At 69.8% G+C, this 26,811-nt stretch carries 12 protein-coding genes; 8 read left to right on the forward strand and 4 right to left on the reverse strand.

Annotated features, from left to right (window positions below; all coding sequences use genetic code 11):
• The first annotated feature begins 13 nt into the window (after positions 1-13).
• The 8 genes from VI26_RS13845 to VI26_RS13880 are packed head-to-tail and all read left to right on the forward strand — an operon-like array spanning position 14 to position 20,894.
• Complete coding sequence (locus VI26_RS13845) at positions 14-9,163, forward strand: non-ribosomal peptide synthetase (RefSeq protein WP_197081463.1); 9,150 nt, start codon at positions 14-16, stop codon at positions 9,161-9,163.
• Positions 9,160-14,883: an amino acid adenylation domain-containing protein gene (locus VI26_RS13850; RefSeq protein ID WP_197081464.1), complete on the forward strand. Its 5,724-nt coding sequence runs from the start codon at positions 9,160-9,162 to the stop codon at positions 14,881-14,883. The genes VI26_RS13845 and VI26_RS13850 overlap by 4 nt, the downstream gene beginning before the upstream one ends.
• Positions 14,880-16,052 carry an acyl-CoA dehydrogenase family protein gene (locus VI26_RS13855; RefSeq protein ID WP_048410325.1) on the forward strand — a complete coding sequence of 391 codons (1,173 nt, stop codon included), beginning with the start codon at positions 14,880-14,882 and terminating at the stop codon, positions 16,050-16,052. Before VI26_RS13850 ends, VI26_RS13855 begins: the two co-directional genes overlap by 4 nt.
• Complete coding sequence (locus VI26_RS13860; RefSeq protein ID WP_048410326.1) at positions 16,049-17,014, forward strand: phosphotransferase family protein; 966 nt, start codon at positions 16,049-16,051, stop codon at positions 17,012-17,014. Before VI26_RS13855 ends, VI26_RS13860 begins: the two co-directional genes overlap by 4 nt.
• Positions 17,015-17,061: 47 nt before the next feature.
• Positions 17,062-17,967, forward strand: a complete 906-nt coding sequence (locus VI26_RS13865) for an NAD(P)/FAD-dependent oxidoreductase (RefSeq protein ID WP_048410327.1) — start codon at positions 17,062-17,064, stop codon at positions 17,965-17,967.
• A 49-nt stretch (positions 17,968-18,016) separates the two neighbouring features.
• Positions 18,017-19,183 carry an alpha/beta hydrolase fold domain-containing protein gene (locus VI26_RS13870; RefSeq protein ID WP_197081465.1) on the forward strand — a complete coding sequence of 389 codons (1,167 nt, stop codon included), beginning with the start codon at positions 18,017-18,019 and terminating at the stop codon, positions 19,181-19,183.
• A gap of 50 nt (positions 19,184-19,233) precedes the next feature.
• Complete coding sequence (locus VI26_RS13875) at positions 19,234-20,148, forward strand: alpha/beta hydrolase (protein WP_048410328.1); 915 nt, start codon at positions 19,234-19,236, stop codon at positions 20,146-20,148.
• Positions 20,145-20,894 (forward strand): thioesterase II family protein, encoded by a 750-nt coding sequence (locus VI26_RS13880; RefSeq protein WP_048410329.1) that lies wholly within the window; start codon positions 20,145-20,147, stop codon positions 20,892-20,894. The genes VI26_RS13875 and VI26_RS13880 overlap by 4 nt, the downstream gene beginning before the upstream one ends.
• A 162-nt stretch (positions 20,895-21,056) precedes the next feature.
• On the opposite strand, the gene VI26_RS13885 is transcribed toward VI26_RS13880, so the two are convergent.
• From VI26_RS13885 to licT, 4 genes are all read right to left on the reverse strand, one after another.
• Positions 21,057-22,436, reverse strand: a complete 1,380-nt coding sequence (locus VI26_RS13885; protein ID WP_197081466.1) for a carbohydrate porin — start codon at positions 22,434-22,436, stop codon at positions 21,057-21,059.
• Positions 22,437-22,558: 122 nt separating this feature from the next.
• Positions 22,559-23,956, reverse strand: coding sequence for a glycoside hydrolase family 1 protein (locus VI26_RS13890; protein ID WP_048410330.1), 1,398 nt, complete (start codon positions 23,954-23,956; stop codon positions 22,559-22,561).
• On the reverse strand, positions 23,937-25,832 hold the full coding sequence (locus tag VI26_RS13895) for a beta-glucoside-specific PTS transporter subunit IIABC (protein ID WP_048410331.1): 1,896 nt from the start codon (positions 25,830-25,832) through the stop codon (positions 23,937-23,939). The genes VI26_RS13890 and VI26_RS13895 overlap by 20 nt, the downstream gene beginning before the upstream one ends.
• Before the next feature lie 152 nt (positions 25,833-25,984).
• Positions 25,985-26,803, reverse strand: a complete 819-nt coding sequence (licT, locus tag VI26_RS13900; RefSeq protein ID WP_048410332.1) for a BglG family transcription antiterminator LicT — start codon at positions 26,801-26,803, stop codon at positions 25,985-25,987.
• Positions 26,804-26,811: the final 8 nt, after the last annotated feature.

The raw sequence follows: 26,811 nt of genomic DNA on the forward strand, positions 1-26,811 counted from the left end.
CATGGCACGGCTCATGACCGATCTTGCCGACGCGGGCGTCACGCTGCATCGTCGCGGCGACCAGCTTCAGGTACAGGCGCCGCAGGGCGCGCTCGACGCCGCGCTGGTCGCGCGGCTGCGCGAGGCCAAGGAGGCGCTGCTGAGCGTGCTCGACGACGAAGGCGCGCGCGCCGCGCCACTGGCGCCGGCGCTGCCGGGCGAGGCCGGCGACGCGGCGGCGCTGTCGCCGGGGCAGGCCCGTCTGGTCGCGGCGACGCGGCTGGGCGATCCGGCGATGTACAACGAACAGGCGGCGATCGAACTCGCGGACGCGGTCGACGAAGAGGCCGTCGCCCGCGCCTTCGCGGCGCTCGCGCGCCGGCACGACATCCTGCGCACCGTCTTCAGCGACGGCGAGCCGGAACTGCAGCGGGTGCTGCCCGAGCCGCTCGTCGCCTTGCAAGCGTGGGCGGTGGACGGCGACGACGCCTTGCGCGCGCGCGCCGCGGAACTGGCGCGCCAGCCCTTCGCCGCCGGCGCGCCGATGTGGCGCGTCGATCTGTTCTCGACGCCCGAGCGCACCGCCGTGCTGGTGCTGACCATCCATCACGCCATCTTCGACCGCTGGTCGATGAGCGTGCTGATCCGCGATTTCAGCGCCTATCTCGCGTCGCCGGACGCGGCCGAGCCCTCGGCGCCCCGCCTCAGTTATCGAGACTATGCCGCCTGGCAGCGCCGCTGGATGGCGTCGCCGGACTACGCGGCGCAACTGGACGCCTGGGTGGACGACTTGGCGGCGGTGGACGAGGTGCCGGCGATACGCGGCGACCGCCCGCGTCCGCCGGCGCTGAGCGGGCGCGGCGGCACCGAGCGCTTCGAGATTCCGGCCGCGTGCATGGATGCGGCGGCCGCGTTCTCCCGCGGCCATAACACCACGCTGTTCACCACCTTGTTCAGCGCCTTCGCGCTGCTGCAGCATCGTTACACCGGCGAAGCGCGCGGGCTGACGCTGACGCCGGCGGCCAACCGGCCTTTCCAGGCGGCGGAGGACATCGCCGGCTACTTCGTCAACCTGGTGGCGCTGGCCACCGAGGTGGGCGAGGGCGACAGCTTCGGCGCGCTGGTGGACCGGGTCCGCGACGCCAGCGCGCGGGCCTTCGCGCGCCAGGGCGTGCCGCTGGACGCCATCGTGGAGCGGCTGCGCGCGCGCGGCGGCCCCCGGCACGAGCAGTTGGCGCAGACCGTGTTCGCCTTCCAGAACGTCCGCCTGCCGGCGGTGCGCACCGCGAGCGGCGCGGCCGTGCCCTTCGATCTGGACAGCCCGTTCGCGCGCTTCGATCTTTATCTGTCGATCGAGGGAGACGAGCGCGGCACTTTCGCGGTGTGGCAGTACAACACCGATCTGTACGACGCGGCCACCATCCGCCAGCTGGGCGAACATTATCTGGCGCTGCTGCGCGCGGCGCTGGCCGCGCCGGACGCGGACGCGCGCGGCTTGCCCATCCTGTCCGAGGCCGAAGAAGCGCGCCTGCGCGGATGGGGGCGGCATGAGCGCCCATATCGGGCGGACGCCGCGATCGACGCGTTGTTCCGCGAATGCGCGGCCGCCCATCCCGGACGCGTCGCGCTGGAACAGGGCGGCGAGCGCTGGACTTACGCGGAGCTCGATCAGTGGTCGGACCGCGCGGCCGGCGCGCTGCGCGCGGCCGGCGTCGAGGCCGGCGCGGTGGTGGGCGTGGCGGGCGAGCGCTCGCCGCGGCTGCTGGCCGCCTTCCTCGCGGCGCTGAAGGCGGGCGCCGCCTATCTGCCGCTGGATCCGACTTATCCGGCCGCGCGCCTGAGCGCGATGACGGCCGACGCCGCGCCGGCCTTGATGATCGTCGCCGACGGTCTGGACGCCGGCTGGCTCGGCGATTACGCCGGACCGGTGCTGAGCCTGGCCGACTGCGAGGCCGGCGACGCGCGGCCCGTGTCGTCCGCGGCGCGGCGCGCGGAAGACCTGGCTTATGTGATGTACACCTCGGGCTCCACCGGGCGGCCCAAGGGCGTGGCGGTGCCGCATCGCGCGGTGGTCCGGCTCGCCGTCGGCGGCGGCTACGCGCGCTTGGACGCGTCGACGGTGATGCTGCAGCAATCGCCGCTGGGCTTCGACGCCTCGACCTTCGAAATCTGGGGCTGCTGGCTGAACGGCGGGCGGCTGGTGCTGGCCGAGCCCGGCATGCCCTTCCTGGACGCGGCGTCGCGCGACGGCGTCACCACGATGTGGCTGACCGCCGACCTGTTCCGCATGGTGGTGGAAGAGGAGCCGGCCGCGCTCGGCGGCCTGCGCGAACTGCTGACCGGCGGCGACGCGCTGCCGGTGGCGAGCTGCCGCGCCTTTCTCGAGGCCTGCCCGGGCGTCGCGCTGATCAACGGCTACGGCCCGACGGAAAACACCACCTTCACCTGCAGCCATCGGGTGACGGCCGGCGACGTGAAACGCGGTTCGATTCCGATTGGGCGGCCGATAGGCAATACCGAGGTGCGCGTGGTGGACGCCGGCGGCCGGCTGGTGCCGGTCGGCGTGCCCGGCGAATTGTGGGCGGGCGGCGACGGGCTCGCGCTCGGCTATCTGGGCCGCGCCGACTTGACGGCGGAACGCTTCGTCGCGGCGCCGCCGCCGGACGGCGGGCGCTGGTATCGCACCGGCGACCGCGTGCGCTGGCGGCGCGACGGGGCGCTGGAGTTCCTCGGCCGAGTGGATGAGCAGATCAAGCTGCGCGGCTACCGGATCGAGCTGGGCGAGATCGAGGCAACGCTGGGCCATCACCCCGGCTTGAGCGGCTGCGCCGTCGCGCTGCGGCGCAGCGCCGCGGACGAGAAGCAATTGGTCGGCTATCTGGTGGCGCGGCAAGATTCGGCCGAAGCCGCGGACGCGGCGGCGGTGCAGGCATGGCTGGAGACGCGGCTGCCGGGCTATATGGTGCCGCGCGCCTGGGTGTGGCTGGACGCCTTGCCGCAGTCCGCCAACGGCAAGGTGGACCGCAAGCGCCTGCCGGAGCCGCAGATCGAGGCGGGCGCGGCGGCGGCGGAGAACGCGGCCGAGGCGGCGCTGGTGGAGATCTGGCAAGGCCTGTTGGGGCTGGAACGCGTGGGGGTGAGGGATAACTTCTTCGCGCTGGGCGGCGACTCCATCCTGAGCATACAGATGGCGTCGCGGGCGGCGGAGCGGGGTTTGCGCATCAGCCCGCAGCAGGTGTTCCGCTATCCGACCATTGCCGAGCTGGCGGCGGAAAGCGGCGCGGCGGAAGAAGCCGGCGCGCCGGCGGAGCAGGGCGAGGTGAGGGGCGAAGTGAGGCCCGGCCCGATCCAGGCCTGGTATCTGGACTGGCCGGGCACGGACTGGCAACAGTTCAGCCAGGGAGCTTATCTGGGCCTGAGCGGCCCGCTCGACGCCGAAGCGCTGATCGGCGCGCTGCAGGCGGTGGCGCAGCGGCACGACGCGCTGCGGATAGGCTGGCGGCGGGACGGCGAGCGCTGGATTCAGGAAAGCGGCGCCGGCGCGCCGGCGGAAGTGAAGATAGCGGACCTGCGCGGCCTGGCCGACGCCGAGGCCGCGCTGGAGCGCGACGCGGCCGAATTGCAGTCCGGTCTGCGCCTGGACGGCGCCGGCCTGTGGGCGGCGCGGCTGTACCGGCTGGAGCAAGGCTGGCGTCTGCTGTGGCTGGCGCATCATGCCTCGGTGGACGGGGTGTCGTGGCGGATTCTGCTGGCAGACCTGTGGCGGGCCTACGCGGCGCTGAGCCGGGGCGAGGCGACGTCGTGGCCGGCCAAGACGGTGTCGTACCAGGCGTGGTCGCAGCGGCTGTGGGCCTGGGCGGACGCCTTGCCGGAATCGACGCTGGACTACTGGCGGGAGATGGACGCGCCGGGGATGACCCTGCCCGGCGTCGGCGCGGGCGAAGACACGGTGGCGGCGGAGTCGCGGGTGTCGCTGCAGTGGGACGCGGCGACGACGGAACGCTGGCTGCGGCAGGCGGGCGAGGCCTATCGGATGCGTCCGGAGGAATTGCTGCTGGCCGCGCTGGCGCGGGCCTTGCGCCAATGGACGGGCGCGGAGGAATGCGTGCTGGACCTGGAAGGCCACGGCCGCGACGGGCTGGCGGGCGTGGACGTGTCGCGCACCGTGGGCTGGTTCACCAGCTTGTATCCGCTGCGGCTGCCGCTGAGCGGCGACTTGCCGCGGGACCTGAAGTCGGTGAAGGAGCGGATGCGCGGCGTGCCGGACAGCGGCATCGCCTATCAGGCGCTGCGTTACGGCGGCCGTGGATCGGAGTTGGGCGGCCATGCGCGCACGGTGTGCTTCAACTACCTGGGCCAATGGCGGCTGGAAGAAGGCGGCGCGCCGGGCGCGACTTGGCTGGGCGAGCCGCCGGGCGGCGCGCGCTCGGGCGGGATGAGGCGGCGCTACGCGCTGGACGTGGTGGCGCAGGTGCACGAAGGGCGGCTGCGGGTGGACTGGCTGTACAACGCGGCGCTGCAAGCGGCGGACGCGATGACGGCGCTGGCGGAGCACTTCCGCGCCGAGCTGGACGCGGTGCTGGCGCACTGCCTGTCGCCGCAGTCGGGCGGCCTGACGCCGTCGGACCTGCCGCTCGCCCAACTGGAGCAGAGCGATATCGACGCGATCGAGCGCGAGCATCCCGGGCTGGAGGCCTTGTACGGCGTGACGCCGTTGCAGCAGGGCATTCTGTTCCACTCCATCGCGGACGAGGACGCGCCGCTCTATATAGAACAACTGCACTGGAAAATGAGCGGCGTCTTCGACGCGGAACGCTTCCGTCAAGCCTGGTTCGACGTCGCGGCGGCGCACGCCGCGCTGCGCACCACCTTCCGCTGGCGGCAGTTGCAGAGCCCGGTCCAAATCGTCCATCCCCGTCTGGACCCGGACTGGGACACGCTGGATTGGCGCGAGCTGTCCGCCGAGGCCTGCGCCAGCCGCTTCGACGCGCTGCGCGAACTGGACCGTCAACGCGGCTTCGATCTGGAACGCGGGCCCTTGCTGCGCGGCACCCTGATCCGCGAACCCGGCGACGCCTGGCGCTTCCTGTGGAGCTACCACCACGCGGTGGTCGACGGCTGGTCGGTGCCCTTGATCCTGAAGCAGGTGATCGGCCGCTACGCCGAGCTGGGCGCCGGCGACACGGCCCCGCTGCCGGGCAGCCGTTTTCTGCCCTTCGTCAATTGGCTGGCGGCGCGGGACGAGAGCGAGCAGGCCGCGTACTGGCAACAGGTGCTGGCCGGCATAGAAGAGCCCACGCCGATAGGCTTCGCCGCGCCGGCGCGCGGCGCGCAAGCGCGGGGCCAGGGCCGGCGCGCCTTCGTGTTCGACGCGGGGCTGAACGAGCAGGTCGACCGCGCCGCGCGGCGGGCCGGCGTCACTCGCGCCAGCCTGCTGACCGGCGCCTGGGCGCTGACCCTGGGCTACGCCGGCGGCGGGCGCGAGGTGGTGTTCGGCACCACGCTGTCCGGCCGGCCGGCGACGCTGCCGGGCGTCGAGCGGATGGTGGGGCTGTTCATCAACACGGTGCCGGTGCGCGTCGGCATCGACGACGACGCGCGCGTGTCGCAATGGCTGCAGCAACTGCATGGACAGCAGAGCGAACGGGCCAGACTGGGCGCCGCCTCGCTGACCGACATCCGGCGCTGGGCGGGCTATGAGGGCGGCGAGCTCTTGAGCAGCCTGTTCGTGGTGGAAAACTATCCGGTGGACCGCCAGCTGGCCCGAGGCGACGCCGGTTTCGACGTCAGCGAGTTCGCGGCGGCGGAGACGCGCACCAATTATCCGCTGGTCGGCCAGCTGATTCCGGGCGAGGAGACCGTGCTCTATGTCGATTTCGACGCCTCGCGCTACGACGAGGAGGGCATAGGCCGCTTGGGCGCGAGCTTCCTGCATCTGCTGGCCCAGCTCGCCGCGCAGCCGGACGCGCGGCTGGGCGATCTGACCTTGGTCGACGACGACGAGGCGCGCCGGCTGATTCACGACTGGAACGCGACGCCGCCGGTTGGCGACGGCTATCTGCTGCACGCCGGCATAGAGCGGCACGCCGAGCTGACGCCGCTGGCGCCGGCGATCATAGGCGTGGACGAGGCGATGAACTACCGCGAACTGGCCGACGAGACGCTGCGCGTCGCCAGGGCGGTGGCGGCGGCGGGCGCGCGGCGCGAACCGGTGGCGGTGCTGCTGCCGAGGAGCGCGCGCGCGGTCGCCGCCTACTCGGGCGTGATGCGCGCCGGCTGCGCCTACGTGCCGGCCGATCCGGCGATGCCGCCGGGGCGCTTGCGCGATCTGCTGGCCACGGTCGGCCATGTGCTGACGACGCGCGAGCATCTGCCGCTGCTGGACGGCGTCGCGGCGCGCGCGATCCTGATCGACGAAACGCCGCCGGCCGAGGTCGCGCTGCCGGAGGCGGCGCCCGACGATCTGGCCTATGTGATGTTCACCTCGGGCTCCACCGGCAAGCCCAAGGGCGTGATGATCAGCCACCGCGCGGCCGCGCTGACGATGGAAGTCTTTCTGCGCCGTTATGAGATCGGCGCGTCCGACCGCTTGATGTGCGTGTCGGCGGCGGGCTTCGACCTGTCGGTATTCGATTTCTTCGGCGCGTTCGCGGCGGGCGCCGCGGTCTTGCTGGCGCCGGAGTCGTCGACGATCGCGCCGGCGGCGTGGCTGGATTTGATGGCGCGCGAGGGGGCGACGGTCTGGGAATCCGTGCCGGCGGTGATGGAGTTGCTGCTGCTGGAATGCCGGCAGAGCGGGCGCGCGCTGCCGCCCACGCTGAAGCTGGCGATGTTGAGCGGCGACCGCGTGCCGGTGGGGCTGCCCGCGCAGATCCGCGCGGCGGCGACGTCCGATCCGGAGGTGCTGGCGTTGGGCGGCGCCACCGAGGCGGCCATCTGGTCGTGCTGGTACGACACGCGGGGGCTGGCGCCCGACGCCGCCTTCGTGCCCTATGGCCGCCATCTGCCGGGGCAGCGGCTCTATGTGCTGTCTTCCTCGCTGCAGGCGGTGCCGGTGGGCGTGCCGGGCGATCTGTGGATCGCCGGCGCGGGCGTGGCGCTGGGCTATCTCGGCCAGCCCGATCTCAGCGCCTACCGCTTTGTCGACAATCCCTTTGTGCCGGGCGAGCGGATGTACCGGACCGGCGACCGCGCGCGCGTGCTTGCCGACGGCAATCTGGAATTCCTGGGCCGAGTGGACGATCAGGTCAAGATCGGCGGCTTCCGGATCGAGATCGGCGAAATCGAGGCCGCGCTGGCGGCCGCGCCGGGCGTGGAGCGCGGCGTGGCCTCGGTGGTCGAGCGCGACGGGCGGCGGATCATCGCCGGCTATGTGCTGTTGCTGCCGGGCGCGAGCCTGGATACCGCCGCGATTCGCGACGCGCTGGCGCGGCGGCTGCCGCCATACATGCTGCCGGCGTCGATCATGGCGCTGGACAGCGTGCCGCTGAGCGCCAACGGCAAGGTGGACCGCAAGCGTCTGCCGGAGCCGCAGATCGAGGCGGGCGCGGCGGCGGCGGAGAACGCGGCCGAGGCGGCGCTGGTGGAGATCTGGCAAGGCCTGTTGGGGCTGGAACGCGTGGGGGTGAGGGACAACTTCTTCGCGCTGGGCGGCGACTCCATCCTGAGCATACAGATGGCGTCGCGGGCGGCGGAGCGGGGCTTGCGCATCAGCCCGCAGCAGGTGTTCCGCTATCCGACCATCGCCGAACTGGCGGCGGAAAGCGGCGCGGCGGAAGAAGCCGGCGCGCCGGCGGAGCAGGGCGAGGTGAGGGGCGAAGTGAGGCCAGGCCCGATCCAGGCCTGGTATCTGGACTGGCCGGGCACGGATTGGCAACAGTTCAGCCAAGGGGCTTATCTGGGCCTGAGCGGCCCGCTCGACGCCGAAGCGCTGATCGGCGCGCTGCAGGCGGTGGCGCAGCGGCACGACGCGCTGCGGATAGGCTGGCGGCGGGACGGCGAGCGCTGGATTCAGGAAAGCGGCGCCGGCGCGCCGGTGGAAGTGAAGATAGTGGACCTGCGCGGCCTGGCCGACGCCGAGGCCGCGCTGGAGCGCGACGCGGCCGAATTGCAGTCCGGTCTGCGCCTGGACGGCGCCGGCCTGTGGGCGGCGCGGCTGTACCGGCTGGAGCAAGGCTGGCGTCTGCTGTGGCTGGCGCATCACGCCTCGGTGGATGGGGTGTCGTGGCGGATTCTGCTGGCAGACCTGTGGCGGGCCTACGCGGCGCTGAGCCGGGGCGAGGCGGCGGCATGGCCGGCCAAGACGGTGTCGTATCAGGCGTGGTCGCAGCGGCTGTGGGAATGGGCGGAAACCTTGCCGGACTCAACGCTGAGTTACTGGCGGGAGATGGACGCGCCGGGGATGGCCCTGCCCGGCGTCGGCGCGGGCGAAGACACGGTGGCGGCGGAATCGCGGGTGTCGCTGCAATGGGACGCGGCGACGACGGAACGCTGGCTGCGGCAGGCGGGCGAGGCCTATCGGATGCGTCCGGAGGAATTGCTGCTGGCCGCGCTGGCGCGGGCCTTGCGCCAATGGACGGGCGCGGAGGAATGCGTGCTGGACCTGGAAGGCCACGGCCGCGACGGGCTGGCGGGCGTGGACGTGTCGCGCACCGTGGGCTGGTTCACCAGCTTGTATCCGCTGCGGCTGCCGCTGAGCGGCGACTTGCCGCGGGATCTGAAGTCGGTGAAGGAGCGGATGCGCGGCGTGCCGGACAGCGGCATCGCCTATCAGGCGCTGCGTTACGGCGGCCGTGGATCGGAGCTGGGCGGCCATGCGCGCACGGTGTGCTTCAACTACCTGGGCCAATGGCGGCTGGAAGAAGGCGGCGCGCCGGGCGCGGCTTGGCTGGGCGAGCCGCCGGGCGGCGCGCGCTCGGGCGGGATGAGGCGTCGCTACGCGCTGGACGTGGTGGCGCAGGTGCACGAAGGGCGGCTGCGGGTGGACTGGCTGTACAACGCGGCGCTGCAAGCGGCGGACGCGATGACGGCGCTGGCGGAGCACTTCCGCGCCGAGCTGGACGCGGTGCTGGCGCACTGCCTGTCGCCGCAGTCGGGCGGCCTGACGCCGTCGGACCTGCCGCTCGCCCATCTTGACCAGAACGATATCGACGAAGTGTTACAGCTACTGAACGAACAGCCATGAACAAAACATTATCAAACGCCGCGCAGCAAGCCGGCTCGAAAGTCGAGACCATGCTGCCGTTGACGCCGACGCAGCAGGGCCTGCTGTTTCATACGCTGAAAGCGCCGGAGTCCGGCGTCTATTACGAACAGGTCGCTTGCGCCTTCCAGGTCGCGCTAGACGCGGCCGATTACCGGCGCGCGCTGGAAGCGGTGATCGCGCGCCACGGCGTGCTGCGCACCGGCTTTCTGTGGGACGGGCCGTCCAAGCCGGTTCAGGTGGTCTTCCGCGACGTCGAACTGCCGTGGGTGGAGGAGGACTGGCGGGCTTTCGATCCCGAGGAACAGCGGCGGCGTCTCGCCGCCTACCGGGACGCGGACCGGCGTCCGGGCTTTCACCTGAGCCGCGCGCCGCTGATGCGCTGCGCCTTGTTCCGCACCGGCGAAGAACGCTATGAGTTCGTGTGGAGCTATCACCATCTGCTGCTGGACGGCTGGTCGGTGCAGATCGTGCTGGGCGAAGCGCTCGCCTGCTACGACGCCTACCGGCGCGGGGCCGATCCGGCCTTGCCGCCGCCCCAGCCCTACAGCGCTTTTCTGCGCTGGCTGGACCAGCAGGACGGCGCGGCGGCCGAAGCCTTCTGGCGCGAGCGGCTGGGCGATGTGCGCGCGGCCACGCCCTTGCCGCTGGCCGAGGAGGCGGGCCCGGAACGCGCGTCCGGCCACGGTCTGCTGGAACGCGAGCTGGACCCGCGGACGAGCGAGGGCCTGCAGCGGCTGGCGCGCGCCTGCGAGCTGACGCAGAGCACGGTGATCCAGGCCGCCTGGGCCTTGCTGCTGGCGCGAGCGAGCGGCCGCGACGACGTGGTGTTCGGCACCACCGTGTCCGGCCGGCCGGCCGAGCTGCGCGGGGTCGAGCAGATGGTGGGGCTCTTCGTCAACGCGCTGCCGACGCGCGCGACCGTGGACGCCGCGCAGACGCTGGGCGACTGGCTCAGACAGCTGCACCGCCGGCATGTGGGCGCCGAAGCCTACGCCTATACGCCGCTGCACGCGATTCCGGGCTGGAGCGGCGTGGCTCCGGGCGCGCCCTTGTTCGAGAGCCTGGTGGTGTTCGAGAACTATCCGGCGCGCGCGGACGCGACGCGCTATCGGGAACGGCTGGGCGTCGGCGACGTCGAGGTGGTGGAGCAGACCAACTATCCGCTGACCGTGGTCGCGATTCCCGGCGAGCGTCTGCGCTTGCGCCTGCATTACGATCGCCAGCGCGTCTCGGAGGCGGCGGCGGAGCGGATCGTCGCGATGCTGGCGCGGCTGCTGGAGCAGTTCGAACGCGGCGGCGCCGCGCTGCGCATCGGCGCGGCGTCGCTGCTGGGCGCGGAGGCGGGCGGCGCGCTGGTCGCGGGCTGGAACGCGGCGGCCCGGCGCGCGGACGAGACGGAGCGCCAGTGCCTGCATCGCCGTTTTGAGGCGCAGGCGCGCGCGCGCCCCGATGCTGTCGCGCTGCAATGCGAGGGCGAGGCGCTGACTTACGCCGAACTGGATCGCCGCGCCAACCGGCTGGCCTGGCGGCTGGACGCCGCCGGGGTGCGCGGCGACACGCCGGTTGCGCTGGCGTTCGGGCGCGGCGTGGACAGCATCGTCGCGATACTGGCGGTGTTGAAGGCGGGCGCCTTCTATGTGCCGCTCGATCTCGACCATCCGCCGGAACGTCTCGCCTGGATACTGGAGGATATCGGCGCCGGCGCGCTGATCTGCGGCGAGGAGGCGCGCGAGCGCTTCGCCGGTTTCGGCGGCGCGCTGATCGTCATGGCAGAGACGCGGGTCTTGGCCGGGCGCGACGATGAGCCGCCGCCGCGCGACACTTCGCCCGCCGACCTGTGCTACGTGATCTACACCTCGGGCTCGACCGGACAGCCCAAGGGCGTGTGCGTGGAGCACCGCAATGTGGACCACCTGTTCGCGGCGACGCGCCGGAGCTACGGCATCGGACCGTCGGACGTGTGGACCCTGTTCCATTCCTACGCCTTCGACTTCTCGGTATGGGAAATCTGGGGCGCCCTGCTGCACGGCGGGCGGCTGGAAATCGTACCTTACCGCTGCTCGCGCACGCCGGAGGAATTTCTCGCGCTGCTGGAGCGCGAGGGCGTCACGATGCTGAGCCAGACCCCCAGCGCCTTCAAGCAGCTGCTGCGCGCGCTGGGCGACGCGCGGCGGCCCTTGCCGGCCGGCTTGCGCCATGTGTTCTTCGGCGGGGAGGCGCTGATTCCCAGCCAGTTCGCCGCCTGCCTGGGCGAGGAGAGCGGCGTCGCTCTGGTCAATCTCTACGGCATCACCGAAACCACGGTGCATGTGACCGAGCGCGTGCTGGGCGCGGGCGACGCGCTCTCCTCGCGCAGCCCGGTGGGCCGGCCCTTGCCCGGCTACCGTATCTACCTGCTCGACGCCGCCGGGCATCCGGTGCCGCCGGGCGTGCCGGGCGAAATCTACGTGGGCGGGGAGGGCGTGGCGCGCGGTTATCACAAGCGTCCCGAGCTCGACCGCGAACGCTTCATCGCCGACCCCTTCCTGCCCGGCGAGCGGCTTTACCGCAGCGGGGACCTCGGGCGCTGGGACGCGGACGGCGAGCTGGACTATCTGGGCCGCATCGACGAGCAGGTCAAGATCCGCGGCTTCCGCATCGAACTGGGCGAGGTGGAGGCGGCGCTGGCCCGGCACCCGGACGTCGCCGCCGCGGCGGTGATGGTGGACGAGGCGAGCATAGACGGCCACGCGCAGCTGGCGGGTTTCGCGGCGCCGCGCGAGGGCGCGTCGCTCTCTCCCGCCGCGCTGCGGGACTGGCTGGCGCAGCGCCTGCCGCCGCACGCGATTCCGGCGCGCCTGATCGAGGTGGACGCTATCCCGCTGACCCCTAACGGCAAGCTCGATCGCCGCCGGCTGGCCGACGCGCTGGCGGCGGACGGCGACGCCGCGCGTCCGCACGTCGCGCCGCGCGATGCGGTGGAACAGGCGCTGGTCGGCGTGTTCGAATCCGTGCTCAAGCGCTCGCCGATCGGCGTCACCGACAACTTCTTCGAGCTGGGCGGGGACTCCATCCTGAGCATCCAGATCCTGTCGGCCGCGCACAAGGTCGGCATCGACTTCACGCTGGACGAGCTGATGCGCTCGCTGACCATAGCAAGCCTGGCGCCGCGGGTCCGGCGCACGGATTCGCCGCCGCCGGCCGCGAGCGCGCCGCCTCCGCCTCCGCCGCTGGACGCGGCCTACGAGGACGCGTATCCGCTCAGCGCGATGCAGATGGCGATGCTGGCCAACGAGATGCGGCACGGCCAGGACTCCGCCTATCACAACGTCAACGATCAGCGGCTGGCCCTGCCCTTCGACGCGGCCGCGCTCGAGGCGGCGTTGCGCGGCGCCTTCGAACGCCATCCGGCGCTGCGCACCGCCTTCGATCTGGCCGCCGACGAGGAGCCGCTGCAGTACGTGCATCGCCAAGTGCCCTTGCCGCTGGCGGTCAGCGACTGGCGTGGCCTGGACGCGGCGCGGCAGGACGCGCGGATTCTGGATTGGCGCGAGGCCGAGCGGCGCCGGCGCTTCGACGTCGAGCATCCGCCGCTGATCCGCTTCGCCGTGCATCGCCTGAGCGAGGAGGAGATGCATATCGGCGTGACCAAGCACCACGCGATTCTGGACGGCTGGAGCTTCAATCTGCTGCTGTCCGAGCTGATCTCGGACTATTCGGCGCGGCTGGCCGGCCGGCCGCTGGCGCTGACGGCGCCCGCCAGCCGCTACCGCGACTTCGTCGAGCGCGAGCGCGAGGCGGCGCGTTCGGACGCGCTGCGCGACTGGTGGCGCGCGCGGCTACAATCCTTGCCGGCCACGCGGCTGGCGCGGGAGCCGGACGGCGACGCGGCGCCGGCGGAGGTGCCGATTTCGGCCGCTGAGTCCGCCGGCCTGGAAGCGCTCGCCGCGCGCGCGGGCGCCTCGGTGAAGAGCGTGCTGCTGACGGCGCATCTGCTCGCCTTGTCGCGCATCTGCGGCAGGCCGGCGGTGACGAGCGGCGTGGTGTTCAACGGCCGCAGCGAAGGCGCGGATGGCGACCGGGCGCTGGGCCTGTTCCTGAACAGCCTGCCGCTCGGCTTCGATTTCCCGGCCGGCGTCTTCGACGCCGTCGCGCTGGTGCGCGCGGTGCAGGCGGCCGAGATGGAGGTGTTCAGCCGCCGGCGCTATCCCTTGATCGAACTGCATCGGCAGGTGGGCACGGTGTTCGACGCGCTGTTCAACTTCACGCACTTCCGCGCGCTGGAGGACGCGGTGCGCGATATCGAAGTGTCCGACGGCTACGCGAGCGACACGACCAATGTGCCGCTGGTGGTGCAAAGCAGCTTCGACGGCCGGCAAGGCGTATTGCGGATCACCCTAGTGCCGTCGCGCGGGCATTTCTCGACGGAGACCGTGGTCCGCTTCGTCGCGGAGTACGCGGCGGCCTTGCGCGCGTTGCTCGGGGAAACCACGGCGGGGGACGCGGCCGCCGGCGGCGCGAGCAGGGCGGACGGCGGCGAGCGCCGGAGCCTGGCCTCGGCGGCCGCCACGCCGGCGGCGGCCAAGGCGCCCGCCGCCGCGCGGCCCAGCGGCGCGGCGTTGCGACGCGAGCTGAGCGCCTTGTGGACGGCCGTGCTCAAGCGCGAACCGCCGTCGGAGGACAGCGATTTCAGCGCGCTGGGCGGAGATTCCTTGCTGATGCTGCGGATCTGCTCCCGCGCCGGCCGGGCCTTTGGCCTGGACGCGGCGGTGGTGGCCCGTCTGTTGACGGCGCAGACCGTGGCCGAGCAGGCCCGGATCATCGAGACCGAGGGGGCGGGCGCGGACGGCGTCCGGGTCGGCGCGCTCGTAGCGCTGTCCGCGCCGGGCGACGCGCCGCCGCTGTTCTTCGCGCCGGGCGCGGGCGGGCATGTGCCGTATCTGCGCGCGCTCGCGGCCGAGCTGTCCAAGGACTTCTCGGTATGGGGCATGGAGCTTCCCGGGTCCGGCGAGGCCGACGCGGCCGGCGTCGAAGCCATCGCGACGGCGCTGATCGCCGACATCCGGCGGGTGCGGCCTTACGGGCCTTATCGCCTGGGCGGCCATTCTTTCGGCGGCTGGGTCGCGCTTGAGATTGCGCGGCAACTGGCCGGCCAGGGCGAGGCGGTGGCTTGGGTCTCCATCGTGGACAGCCTGCCGCCGGGGCCGGCGGCGCGGCCGCAAAAGCGGAACTGGCGGGACAGCCGCTGGATGGCGGAGATCGGCAACAGCTTCGCGCGTCTGGCCGACGCCAAGCCGCTATTCGACGCCGATGAATTCGACGCGCTGGACGATGCGCGGAGAGTGGAACGTTTGCGCGAGCGCTTGATAGCGGCGGGCGTGCTGCCGGAGGAGCTTGGCCTGCCCGAGTTCGCGGCGCGCGTGCGCGCCTTCATCGCGCATTCGCTGACGGATTACGCGCCGGCGACGCCTTATGCCGGCGCGCTGCATTTGATTGTGGCCGCGGACAGGGACGGCGAGTCGGACGCGCCCGACGCCGCCGCGCTCATCGACGGCTGGCGCGCGGCTGCGCCTGCCGCGGCGACGGCGCTGCGCCTGCCCGGCGATCACGTCGGCATCATGCGCCCCCCCTTCGTCAGCGGGCTGGCCGGCGCCTTGCGCGCCGTGGAGGCCGCCGCGCGGCGGGCCGTTTCGGACATGGAAACCGAGGAAGAACAATGAACACCAGAGTCAAGGCATTCGCCGCCGTCGAGGCGGCGCTGGCGGAACCGGAGGCGGCGCTCGCCAACGGCGATTTCGAAACCGTGGAACAGTTGATGAGCGGCATCCGCGCGGCCAACCGGGCGCACGGCCTGTGGCTGCCGCAGGTGCCGCGCGCCGACGGCGGCCTGGGCCTGAACCTGCTTGAGCTGGTGGAGGTGGGCGAGCTGCTGGGCGCCTCGCCGCTGGGCCATTACGCGGTTAACTACCAGGCGCCCGACGCCGGCAATATCGACGTGCTGCTGGAGTACGCGACTCCCGCGCAGCGCCAGCGCTGGCTGGAGCCGCTATTGCGCGGCGAACTGCGCAGCTGCTTCGCGGCGACGGAGCCGGAGTCCGCCGGATCGAATCCCTCCTCGCTGAAAACGACGGCGGTGTACAGGGACGGCGCCTGGCATCTGAACGGCCGCAAATGGTTTGCGTCCGGCGCCGACGGCGCGGGCTTCGCCATCGTGCTGGCCGTCACCGACGAGGCCGCGCCGCTGCACGCGCGCACCAGCACCTTCATCGTGCCCGCCGACGCGCCCGGCTTCCGCCACGTCCGCAATCTGCGGGTGATGGGGGACGAGGGCTGCGGCTGGGCCAGCCACGGCGAACTGGTGCTGGACGATTGCCGGGTGGGCGAGGACGCGATGCTGGGCAAGCCCGGCGAGGGCTTCGTCGTGCTGCAGGCCAGGCTCGCCACCGGGCGGCTGCACCATTGCGCGCGCTGGATAGGCGTGTGCGAGCGCGCCTTCGCCATCATGTGCCGGCGCGCCTGCCGCCGGGAACTGGCGGCGGGCGAGCTGCTGTCCTCGCGCCAGACGGTGCAGAACTGGATCGCCGAGAGCCGCGCGTCGATAGACGCCGCGCGCCTGCTGGTGACCCAGGCGGCCACGCGGCTGCAAAACCGCCACGAGCGCGCGCAGATCGACATCTCGATCGCGAAGTTCTTCGTGGCCGGCGTGACGCAGACCGTGCTCGATCACGCGCTGCAGGTGCAGGGCGCATTGGGCGTCAGCGGCGACACGATTCTCAATGTGCTGTGGCGGCACGAACGCGCGGGGCGGATTTACGACGGCCCGGACGAAGTGCACAAGAGCCTGGTGGCGCGCCATGCGCTGGCCGGCTTCCGGCGGGAGCTGGCATGAGCGCGCGGATCGCGGAGCGCGCGATGGCGGCGCTGGGCCGCCCCCGCGTCGGCGCGCGCGCGACGCGGGTGGGCGGCGGCCGGGCCAGCGAGGTGTTCCTGGTGCAGGGCGGCGACAGCGAGCTCATCGCCTACTGGCTGCCGGAGGGCGGCGCGCGCGAGGCGAGACGCCGCTACGCGCTGCTGGAGCGGCTGTCCGGCCAGTTCCGGCTGGCGCCCAGGCCGCTGGCGGTGGACGAGGACGGCGACGCCGCGCTGCTGCTGGTTGAAAAGCTGGACGGCGTCGCGCCGGCCGCCTGCGGAGCGCTCGGCCCCGACACCGTGCGCCGGCTCGCGGAAAACTTCATCGAGACGCTGGCGAGCCTGCATGCGCTGGAGGTTGAGCCGGCCGACCGGCCCCCCGACTATCTGCGGCGCATCCTGAGTGAATGGCGGCGGCGCTGGAACGCGGAGGAGGCGGGCGCGGCGGCCGACGCCGACTTCCGGGCGGTGGCCGACTGGCTGAGCGAGCGGATGCCGCAGACCGCGCCCTCCGCCTGGCTGCACAACGACTACAAGCTGGACAACATCCTCGTCGATCCGGGCGATCCGGCGCGGCTGGTGGGCGTCGTCGATTGGGAGCTGGCCGCAGTCGGCCATCCGCTGGCGGATCTCGGCGCCGCGCTCGCTTACTGGATAGAGGGCCGGGATTCGTCGCTGCTGCGGCTGGACGCGCCCGGGCCGAGCTGCGCGCCGGGCGCGCCGACGCGCGCGGCGCTGGTGGACCTGTACGCCGCCGCGGCCGGACGCGAGGTGACGGAACCCGCCTACTGGTACGCCTACGGCCTGCTGCGGCTGGCGGTGATCACACAACAACTGGTGCTGCGGCGCCGCGACGAAGGACAGCGCGTGCCGCGCGCCAAGCTGATCGTGCGCTGGCTGCTGGACCGCGCGGCGGAAGCCTGCGGCGGCGGCCGGCTGTGACGGCCGTCCGCGCGCCCTCCGATTCATCCCAATAAGGACATCTCATCATGAATAGCGAAACTTCCACGACTGTATTCGACGTCATCGTGATCGGCGGCAGTCACGCCGGACAATCCGCCGCCTTGCAGATCGCGCGCGCGCGCCGCCGCGTGCTGGTGATCGACGCCGGCGCGCGCCGCAATCGCTTCGCCGCCCAATCCCACGGCGTGATCGGCCTGGACGGACGCTCGCCCGACGCGATCGCCGCGGACGGCAAGGCGCAATTGCTGGCCTATCCCAACGCGCAATGGCGCGCGGACACCGTGGTCCGGGCCGAGAGCGGCGAAGCCGGCTACGCGCTGCGCTGCGCCTCCGGCCAAAGCTACGCCGCGCGCCAGCTGGTGCTGGCTTTCGGCGTGGTGGACGAATTGCCCGAGCTGGAGGGCCTGCGCGAGCGCTGGGGCGAAAGCGTGTTCCACTGCCCTTACTGCCACGGCTACGAACTGAAGCAGGGCCGCATCGGCGTGCTCGGCGGCGGCCCCCTGTCCTATCTGTCGGCGATGCTGATGCCGGAATGGGGCCCGACCGTCTTCCTGAGCGACGGCGGCTTCGAGCCGGACGCGGCGCAGCGCGAGGCGCTGGCGCAGCGGGGCGTCGACATCGTGCGCGAACGGATCACGCGCATCGTCGAGCGCGCCACCGTCGAGCTGGCCGATGGACGCCGGCTGGCCTTTGACGGGCTGTTCATGATGAACCGCTTCCGCCTGTCCAGCCCGGTGGCGGAGCAGCTGGGCTGCGTGATCGAGGAGGGGCCGCTGGGGCCTTATGTGCGGACCGACGATGCGATGGAGACGTCGGCGCCGGGCGTATTCGCCTGCGGCGACATCACGCAGCGGGGCGGCACCGTGGCGCTGGCCATCGGCAACGGCGCGCTGGCGGGCATCGCCGCGCATCGCAAACTGGTGTTCGGATAAGACGCGCGCGACGGAAGACTTCTTTCTCCTCATTACTGGAAAGCGATTCATGAGTTGGCAAAACCTATGTTTCTCCTGGCTGTTGCGCAGAACGGCCAAATCTCTGACCCGCAAGCCCGGCCTGACCGCCCAGGAAATGCGCGAGCGCAGCGCGAAATGGGCGCGCGGCGAAATCAAGCCGCCGCGCGGCTGGCGGGTGCGCAAGCTGGACGCGGAGGCGCTGCGCGGCGAGTGGATAGAGCCTGAAGCCGCCGCGCGGCGCGAGGCGAGCGGGCGGGTGATCCTGTATTTGCACGGCGGCGGCTATTGCTTCTGCTCGCCGCTGACGCACCGCGGCGTGGCCGCCGCGCTGGCGCGGGAGGCGGACGCGCGCGCGTTCTCGCTGGCTTACCGGCTGGCGCCGGAACATCCGTTCCCGGCCGCCGTCGACGACGCGCTGGCGGCGTATCGGGAGCTGTTGGACGAGGGCGTGATCGGCCTGGACGGACGCTCGCCCGACGCGATCGCCGCGGACGGCAAGGCGCAATTGCTGGCCTATCCCAACGCGCAATGGCGCGCGGACACCGTGGTCCGGGCCGAGAGCGGCGAGGCCGGCTACGCGCTGCGCTGCGCCTCCGGCCAAAGCTACGCCGCGCGCCAGCTGGTGCTGGCTTTCGGCGTGGTGGACGAATTGCCCGAGCTGGAGGGCCTGCGTGAGCGCTGGGGCGAAAGCGTGTTCCACTGCCCTTACTGCCACGGCTACGAACTGAAGCAGGGCCGCATCGGCGTGCTCGGCGGCGGTCCCTTGTCCTATCTGTCGGCGATGCTGATGCCGGAATGGGGCCCGACCGTCTTCCTGAGCGACGGCGGCTTCGAGCCGGACGCGGCGCAGCGCGAGGCGCTGGCGCAGCGGGGCGTCGATATCGTGCGCGAACGGATAGAGCGCATCGTCGAGCGCGCCACCGTCGAGCTGGCCGATGGACGCCGGCTGGCCTTTGACGGGCTGTTCATGATGAACCGCTTCCGCCTGTCCAGCCCGGTGGCGGAGCAGCTGGGCTGCGTGATCGAGGAGGGGCCGCTGGGGCCTTATGTGCGGACCGACGACGCAATGGAGACATCGGCGCCGGGCGTATTCGCCTGCGGCGACATCACCCAGCGGGGCGGCACCGTGGCGCTGGCCATCGGCAACGGCGCGCTGGCGGGCATCGCCGCGCATCGCAAACTGGTGTTCGGATAAGACGCGCGCGACGGCAGACTTCTTTCTCTTCTATTACTGGAAAACGATTCATGAGTTGGCAAAACCTATGTTTCTCCTGGCTGTTGCGCAGAACGGCCAAATCCCTGACCCGCAAGCCCGGCCTGACCGCCCAGGAAATGCGCGAGCGCAGCGCGAAATGGGCGCGCGGCGAAATCAAGCCGCCGCGCGGCTGGCGGGTGCGCAAGCTGGACGCGGAGGCGCTGCGCGGCGAGTGGATAGAGCCTGAAGCCGCCGCGCGGCGCGAGGCGAGCGGGCGGGTGATCCTGTATTTGCACGGCGGCGGCTATTGCTTCTGCTCGCCGCTGACGCACCGCGGCGTGGCCGCCGCGCTGGCGCGGGAGGCGGACGCGCGCGCGTTTTCGCTGGCTTACCGGCTGGCGCCGGAACATCCGTTCCCGGCCGCCGTCGACGACGCGCTGGCGGCGTATCGGGAGCTGTTGGACGAGGGCGTGGCGCCTGAGCGCATCGTGGTCGCCGGCGATTCCTCCGGCGGCGGGCTGGCGCTGGCGCTGCTGCTGTCGCTGCGCGACGCGGGCGCGCCGATGCCGGCCGGCGCGGTCTTGTTCTCGCCGTGGACGGATCTGGCGGCGACCGGGGCCTCGCTGGAAGCGAACGACGCGTCCGACGTGATGCTGAGCGCGGTGGCGGTGAGGAATTTCTCGCGCTATTACCTTGGCGACGCCGCCGCCGACCATCCCATCGCCTCGCCGCTCTACGGCGAGTACGCGGGCCTGCCGGACCTGTTCATCCAGGCCAGCGACAGCGAGGTGCTGCTGGACGACGCCGCGCGCGTGGCCAGCAAGGCGAGCGCGGCCGGCGTCGGCGTGGACTTCAAGGTGTGGCGGCGGCTGCCGCACGCCTGGGCCACCCTGACGCCGATGCTGCCGGAAGCGAGGGCTGCGATCAAAGAAGCCGGCGGCTTCATCCGCAAGGTGGCGCCATGAACCGCGGCTGGGTGGATGCCGCGCCGGCCGGCCAAGCCGCGGCCTTGCGCCTGTTCTGCTTCCCTTACGCCGGCGGCAGCGCGACGGTGTTCCGCGGCTGGGCCGAGCGCTTGCCGGCCACGGTGGATCTCCGGCCCATGCACCCGCCGGGGCGGGGGCGGCGCTTTCACGATCCGCTGCGCTACCGGCTGGATCAACTGGCCGACGAGGCGACGGACGCGATCGCGCCGCTGCTGGACCGGCCTTATGCCTTGTTCGGGCACAGCATGGGCGCGAGCCTGGCCTTCGAGGTGGCCCAGCGCGCGCGGGCGCGCGGCTTGCCGGCGCCCTGCTGCCTGATCGTGTCCGGCCGCGCCGCGCCGCATCTGCCCGCCAGGCGGCGGCCGATACATGCATTGCCCGATGATGAGTTCATCGACGAAGTGCTGCGGATGAACGGCACGCCGCCTGAGGTGCTGCAACATCCCGAACTCGTCAACATCGTCCTGCCGGTGCTGTATGCCGATTTCGAGGCGATAGAGACTTATCGTCCCGCGCCGCGTCCTCCTTTGAGCTGCCGCATCGTCGCGCTGGGCGGCAGCGAAGAAGAGGGCGTCGTCGAGGCGGCGGCTTCCTGGCAGGGCTATGCCACCGGCGGTTTTCGCAGCGAGATCCTGCCCGGCGATCACTTCTTCCTGAACGGGAGGCCGGAAAGCCTGTTCGCGATACTGCGCGAAGAACTGGAGCGTGGTGCCGGGGCGGCTTGAATCCGGGCTAAGAACCTGTTTACGCTCTCGCGAGCTAAGGCGAGACAAGGCGTTGTGGCTGAGAAAGCGGAATGTCCAAGTGGTACATGAGCATTTCGAATGCTGTTTTCAACGCCCATTTCTATCCATCCCGCCGCAGCGCAACAGACTTTGAACAGGTTCTTAGAAATTGACCGCGGTTTTCAGGCCCAGCACCCAGGCGTCTGAAGTTTGGGACAGGCCGCCGGGGCGTCCCCAATACTGGATCAAGGGTTGCAACTCCAGCCATGGCGCCAGCTTGAAACGGTAATACAGCTCCGCATTCACCGAGGATTCCGGCAGCGGCGCGTAACGTGGATCGCCATGGTCCTCGACGCCGCCATGCAGGTTCAGGAACTGCTGGCTGCGCCGAAAATTGGCGCTGCCTTGCATTTTGGCGACGCCCAGCGCCAGCCAGTCGTTTGGCCGGGCGTCAAACAGGCCGCGATAGCGCAAGGCCAGCGAGGTGGAATAGCGCGACTTATTGCTGCGCTGGTCCGCCAAACCCAGGCTCCAGGCCAGGCTTAGCCCCCGGTTGGCGTTATCGGCGTGGCGGTTCAGTTGCTGGTTGAAGCCGGTATATAGGAACCAAGTGTCGCGGTAGTGGCGATAACCCCCGGGGTCCAGCGCGCCGGGGCCGCCGGACTGGCCGAGATAGAGATCGGCTTGCTTGGCATTGGTGTACAGCAGGCCCAGGCTGTAAATACCGGGCAGGCCGAAGCGGCGGGTGCGCCACTCGGCTTCCAATGGCAGCAGCAAGCCCCGGCTGCCGTCGGTGGACACGCTCCAGGCGTGGCCGCGCGACGGCGCTTGCGGGTTTTGCTCCAGCACGCCGGCCAAGAGGGTCAGTTCCGGCGTGAGCCGATACTGCACGGTGCTGCCCCAGTAATGCACGTTCCAGTTATACCAAGTGCCGGAATCCGCCGACTTGCCGCCGCACAGGCTGAGCATCTGGAAGTCGCAGGGAATGATCTGATCGAAGTCCTGCACCTTGTTCATCAAGCCTATCCGCCACTGCAAGCGGCCGTCGAGCCAGCTGTTCCGGAAATTCAGCCAACCCAGCCGGGTAATGGACTGGCCGCCCCAGCTTTCCTGCGCCAGATCGTTGAAGCCGACGCGCGGATCTTGCAGCCGTGAACTGGTCAGGTTGTTGTCATGGTTGCGGTTGACGATATTGCCCTCGATCGCGGCATTGGGCATGCCAGTCATCGCCGCCAGGCTTTGGCTGAAAGTCAGCGAAAACTGGTCGATGTATTCGGCTTTCTTGTCCGTGTTGTAACCGCCTTTGGCGTTGTAGGCGGTTTGGCTGACATGGGCCAGCTGGTATTCGAAGCCATGGGCTTGCAAGGCCTGGCGCAGCCCGAGGCGGCTGCTGAACAGATCGCCGGCCGGCGCTTCGAAACCCAGCGCGGCGCCGTTCCAGCGGCTATTTTCCGCGAGGGCCGCGGTGTACAGCAAAGCGCCAAAGATCAGACTCAAAATCCGTGGCGAAGACCACATGGCAGTGAAAAAAGCGAAGCGCATGATTCTCTCCCAATGATTCCGGCGGCTGCCCAGGCGCGGGCAAAGCCCGCCCCTGGCCTATGGCAGCGCCCTTGGTGCTTCGGCCTGCCGTCGGCAGGCCGCGAATGTTCTCGTTCCTGCGATTAGCCGGCCGGCTTCAGCGTCTGTCCCCGGCTGCGGATCACATCGCGGTACCAGTAAAAGCTGTCCTTGCGCCGCCGCTCCAGGCTGCCTTGGCCTTGGTCGTCGCGGTCGACATGGATGAAGCCGTAGCGCTTGGACATTTCCGCCTTGGAAGCGCTGACCAGGTCGATGGGCCCCCAACTGGTGTAGCCGAGGAGGGGCACGCCATCGTCCAGCGCTTCGGCCACTTGCAGCAGATGATCGTTGAGGTATTGGATGCGGTAGGGGTCGTGGACGCGGCCGTCCGCCGTGACTTCATCGCGCGCGCCCAGGCCGTTCTCCACGATGAACAGCGGTTTCTGGTAGCGGTCGTACAGCAGGTTGAGCAGATAGCGCAGGCCCTGCGGATCGATCTGCCAGCCCCAGTCGGAACTGGGCAGGTGAGGATTGGGCACCATGCCCAGCACGCCGCCGGCCTGTGCCGCCAAGGCCGGGTCGGCCGAGGCGCAGCCGGACATGTAATAGCTGAAGGAGATGAAGTCCACCGTGGCGAGCAGGTCTTCATGGTCAGAGGCGCGGATGTCCAGCGCGATGCCCTCGTCGCGGAAGAAGCGCCGCATATAGGCCGGGTAAGCGCCGCGCGCCTGCACATCGCCAAAAAACAGCCAGCCGCGGTTTTGTTTCTGACTGGCCAATTGGTCATCCGGCCGGCAACTGAGCGGATAAACGATGTCGCCCAGCAGCATATTGCCGATCCGGGCATCCGGCACCAGCTCATGGCAGGCTTTCACCGCGCGCGCGCTGGCCACCAATTGGTGATGGATGGCTTGGTAGATGGCTTGCTTGCCGCTATCCGGCGGCAAGCCGACGCCGGTGAACGGCGCGTGCAGCGCCATATTGATTTCATTGAAGGTCAGCCAGTATTTGACCTGGTCGCGATAGCGGGTGAACACCGTGCGCGCGTAATGCTCGAAAAAGGCGATGGTGCGGCGGCTGCCCCAGCCGCCGTGGCGCTGGGTCAGCGCATAAGGCATTTCATAATGCGATAGCGTGACCAGCGGCTGAATGCCGTGCTTGGCCATCTCGCCGAACAGGCGATCATAAAACGCCAGCCCGGCCTCGTTGGGCGCGTGCTCATCGCCTTGGGGGAAGATGCGGCTCCAGGCGATGGATACCCGCAGGCAGCCAAAGCCCATCTCCGCGAACAGGGCGATATCCTCCGGATAGCGATGATAAAAGTCTATCGCCTGATCCTTGAGGCTGCTGTCGCCGGCAGCGCGCTTGACGATGGGGCCAAAAATCCCCTGCGGCTGCAAGTCCGATGTGGACAAGCCCTTGCCGTCGGCCAGGTAAGCGCCTTCGGCCTGATTGGCGGCCAAGGCGCCGCCCCAAAGAAAATCAGCGGGAAACAAGGTCATCTCTACTCTCCTGATGCGATGGTTGAGGACTGACGGCCAGCAGCGGCGCCAACTCCGCCACCGTGTCCGAGGGAATGGGCCGCACTTGAGCGCCGCCGGGGTTGCAGATCAGCACAAGGCAGGTGGTATCGAAGCCGGCCCCGGCCATGGCGGCGTGGTCGAACTCCAGCAGCACATCGCCGGCCGCGATCAAGTCGCCGCTTTGCACTTGCGCGCGGAAGTGGCTGCCATCGAGCTTGGCGGTATGGATGCCGACATGGATCAGCATTTCAGTGCCGTCGTCGGCGACGAGGACCAGGACGTGGCCAGAGTAGGACAGGGATTCGACCCGACCGCTGAACGGCGCCACCACCCGGCCGCTTAGCGGCAGAATGGCCACGCCCTGGCCCAAGATGCCGCTGGCGAAGGCGGGGTCCGTCACGCTGCCGAGCGGTCGCGTCAGGCCGTGCAGCGGGGACAAGACTTGATGGGACGCCGTGTCCGCAACGGCCTCATCCGCTGTCGCGGCGGCAACGGCGGCTTTGGGCAGGCCAAACCAGAAGGTGAGCAGCGCGGCGAGGCCCGCCGCCAGCAGGCTGCCGGCAATCGCGCCCCAAACGGAGAAATCGACACCAGTGGGCGGAATCGTTTGGGAGAAGGTAAAAATGCTGGGCAGATTGGGCGAATAGACGCTGCTGCGCGCGTAACCCAGCATCAAGCCGCCCAAGGCGCCGCTGATGCAGCCAAACAGGAAGGGGCGCTTGGCCGGCAAGGTCACCCCGTAGATGGCGGGTTCGGTAATGCCGAATAGCCCCGAGGTGGCCGCCGAGCCGGCCAAGGACTTCATGCGCGCATCGCGGGTGCGCAGGAAAACCCCCAGCGTAGCGCCCACTTGCCCCATCACCGCCGGCAGCAAGAGCGCGCCCATGGTGTCATAGCCCAGCAGGCTCAAGTTGTTGTACATCAGCGGCACCAGGCCCCAGTGCAGGCCAAAGATCACCAACACCTGCCACAAGCCGCCCAGCGCCGCGCCGGCCAACATCGGCGCCAGGCCGTAGAGGGTTTGAAACCCCTCCGCCAGCAAGCGGCCCAGCCAGGTGGCGACCGGGCCGATCAGCAGGAAAGTCATGGGCGCGATCAGGCACAAGCACAGTAGCGGGGTCAGGAAATTCTTGACCGCCGCGGGCAGGAGGCGGTTGCAGCGGCGCTCAAGATGGCTGCTGACCCAGGCGGCAAGAATGATGGGAATCACCGAAGAACTGTAATTGATGAACACGATGGGAATGCCGATAAAATCCAGCGGCAAGGCGCCGGCCTGCTGCGCGGCATTGAACGCGCCGATGGACAGCGGATGAGTGAGCGCGCCGCCCAGCGCCATCGCGGTGAAAGGGTTGCCGCCAAATTTCTTGCCGGCGGTATAGCCCAAGGCCAAGGGGAAGAAATAAAACAAGGCATCGCTGGCCACGAACAACAATAAATAAGTGCCGCTGGTTTCGCTGATCCATTCATTCACCAGCGCCAGCGACAACAAGCCTTTGAGGATGCCGGAAGCGGCCAGGATGCCCAAGGTGGGCGTGAAAATGGCGGACACCACATCAATGAAGCGGCTGAGCACGCCTTCCTTCACCGCGGTGCCGGCCGGCGGAATCTCGTCATCCAGCCCGGTGACTTGGCAGATGGCTTGATAGACCTCGGCGACACGGTTGCCGATCACCACCTGGAATTGCCCGCCGCTTTCCTGCGCCATGAGCACATCGGGCAGGCGGTTCAGGGTTTTGGCGTCCACCCGCCCGGAATCGCGCAACTTGAAGCGCAGACGGGTGGCGCAATGCACCAGGCTCAGAATATTGTCCTTGCCGCCAACCCCGGTGACGATTTGCTTGGCGAGTGTGTCCATTGCTTCCCTCCATGTGGCGAGCGAACGCTCAAAAAAAAACCTGGCCGCGCCACCCGCAATGGGGAGGCGTGGCCAGGTTTTGCCTGTTCTAGACAGTAACAATCCTGATGATGCTTCGGCTGCTCAAGCCAGCCGGCGAGTAAAGCTCTGCTTTATAAACGGCTGATGTGGATGGCGAGGAACATCAGCTCGTCCGGTTCCAGCGCCCTCTGGTACTGCTCCCAAATAAAGCCGCCAACACACTCCGCGTTGAGCCATGCCCGCGGATAACTGGCTTTCACCGCCGCGTGCAGGCTGGGGTCTCCCGCTTGTAGCTGCTGTTGCGACAACACGCGCTGCGCAAAAAATTTCAGGTGGGCGATGAAGCGGTGGTAGTTCAGCGCCTGCTCGTCCAGCTCCAGCCCTTGCTGGTCTTTGACGATGCGCAGAATCTGCCGCATCAGCTGGTTAATGGCCTGCATTTCCGAAGCCTCGCTGTTCAATTGCGCATTCGCCAAATGCCAGGCGATGAAGCCGGCCTCATCCTCCGGCAGGCTCAGCCCCAGCTGTTGCTCGATCAGCTCCAGCGCTTGCAAGCCAAGGGCGAACTCCGTCGGGTAGAGCCTGCGCATCTCCCATTGCAGCGCATTGTGCAGGGCAATGCCCTGGCGCTGGCGCTCAATCGCGAAATGGCAATGATCCAGCAAGGCCAGGTAGACCTCGTCGGGCAGTCTGCCCAATTGTTTCTTCGCCAGTTTGAGGATGTCGTTGCAGACCGCCATCTCCTCGGCGGGAATGCCGCTCAAGACCTCGCTCAAGCGAGACATCAACTCGTGGTTTTGCAAGGCGAAGATTTTTTCGACCAGCGCCGGATCCAGCGCGTCTCCCGGCCGCTTTTGAAACCCCACGCCGCGGCCCATGGCCACCAGTTCCTGATGCTGTTCGTTCAATACGAGGGCCGCATTGTTATTCAAGATTTTGCTGATTTTCATATCGCGTA

It is taken from the genome of Chromobacterium sp. LK1, assembly GCF_001043555.1.
In the GTDB taxonomy this organism is placed as follows: domain Bacteria; phylum Pseudomonadota; class Gammaproteobacteria; order Burkholderiales; family Chromobacteriaceae; genus Chromobacterium; species Chromobacterium aquaticum.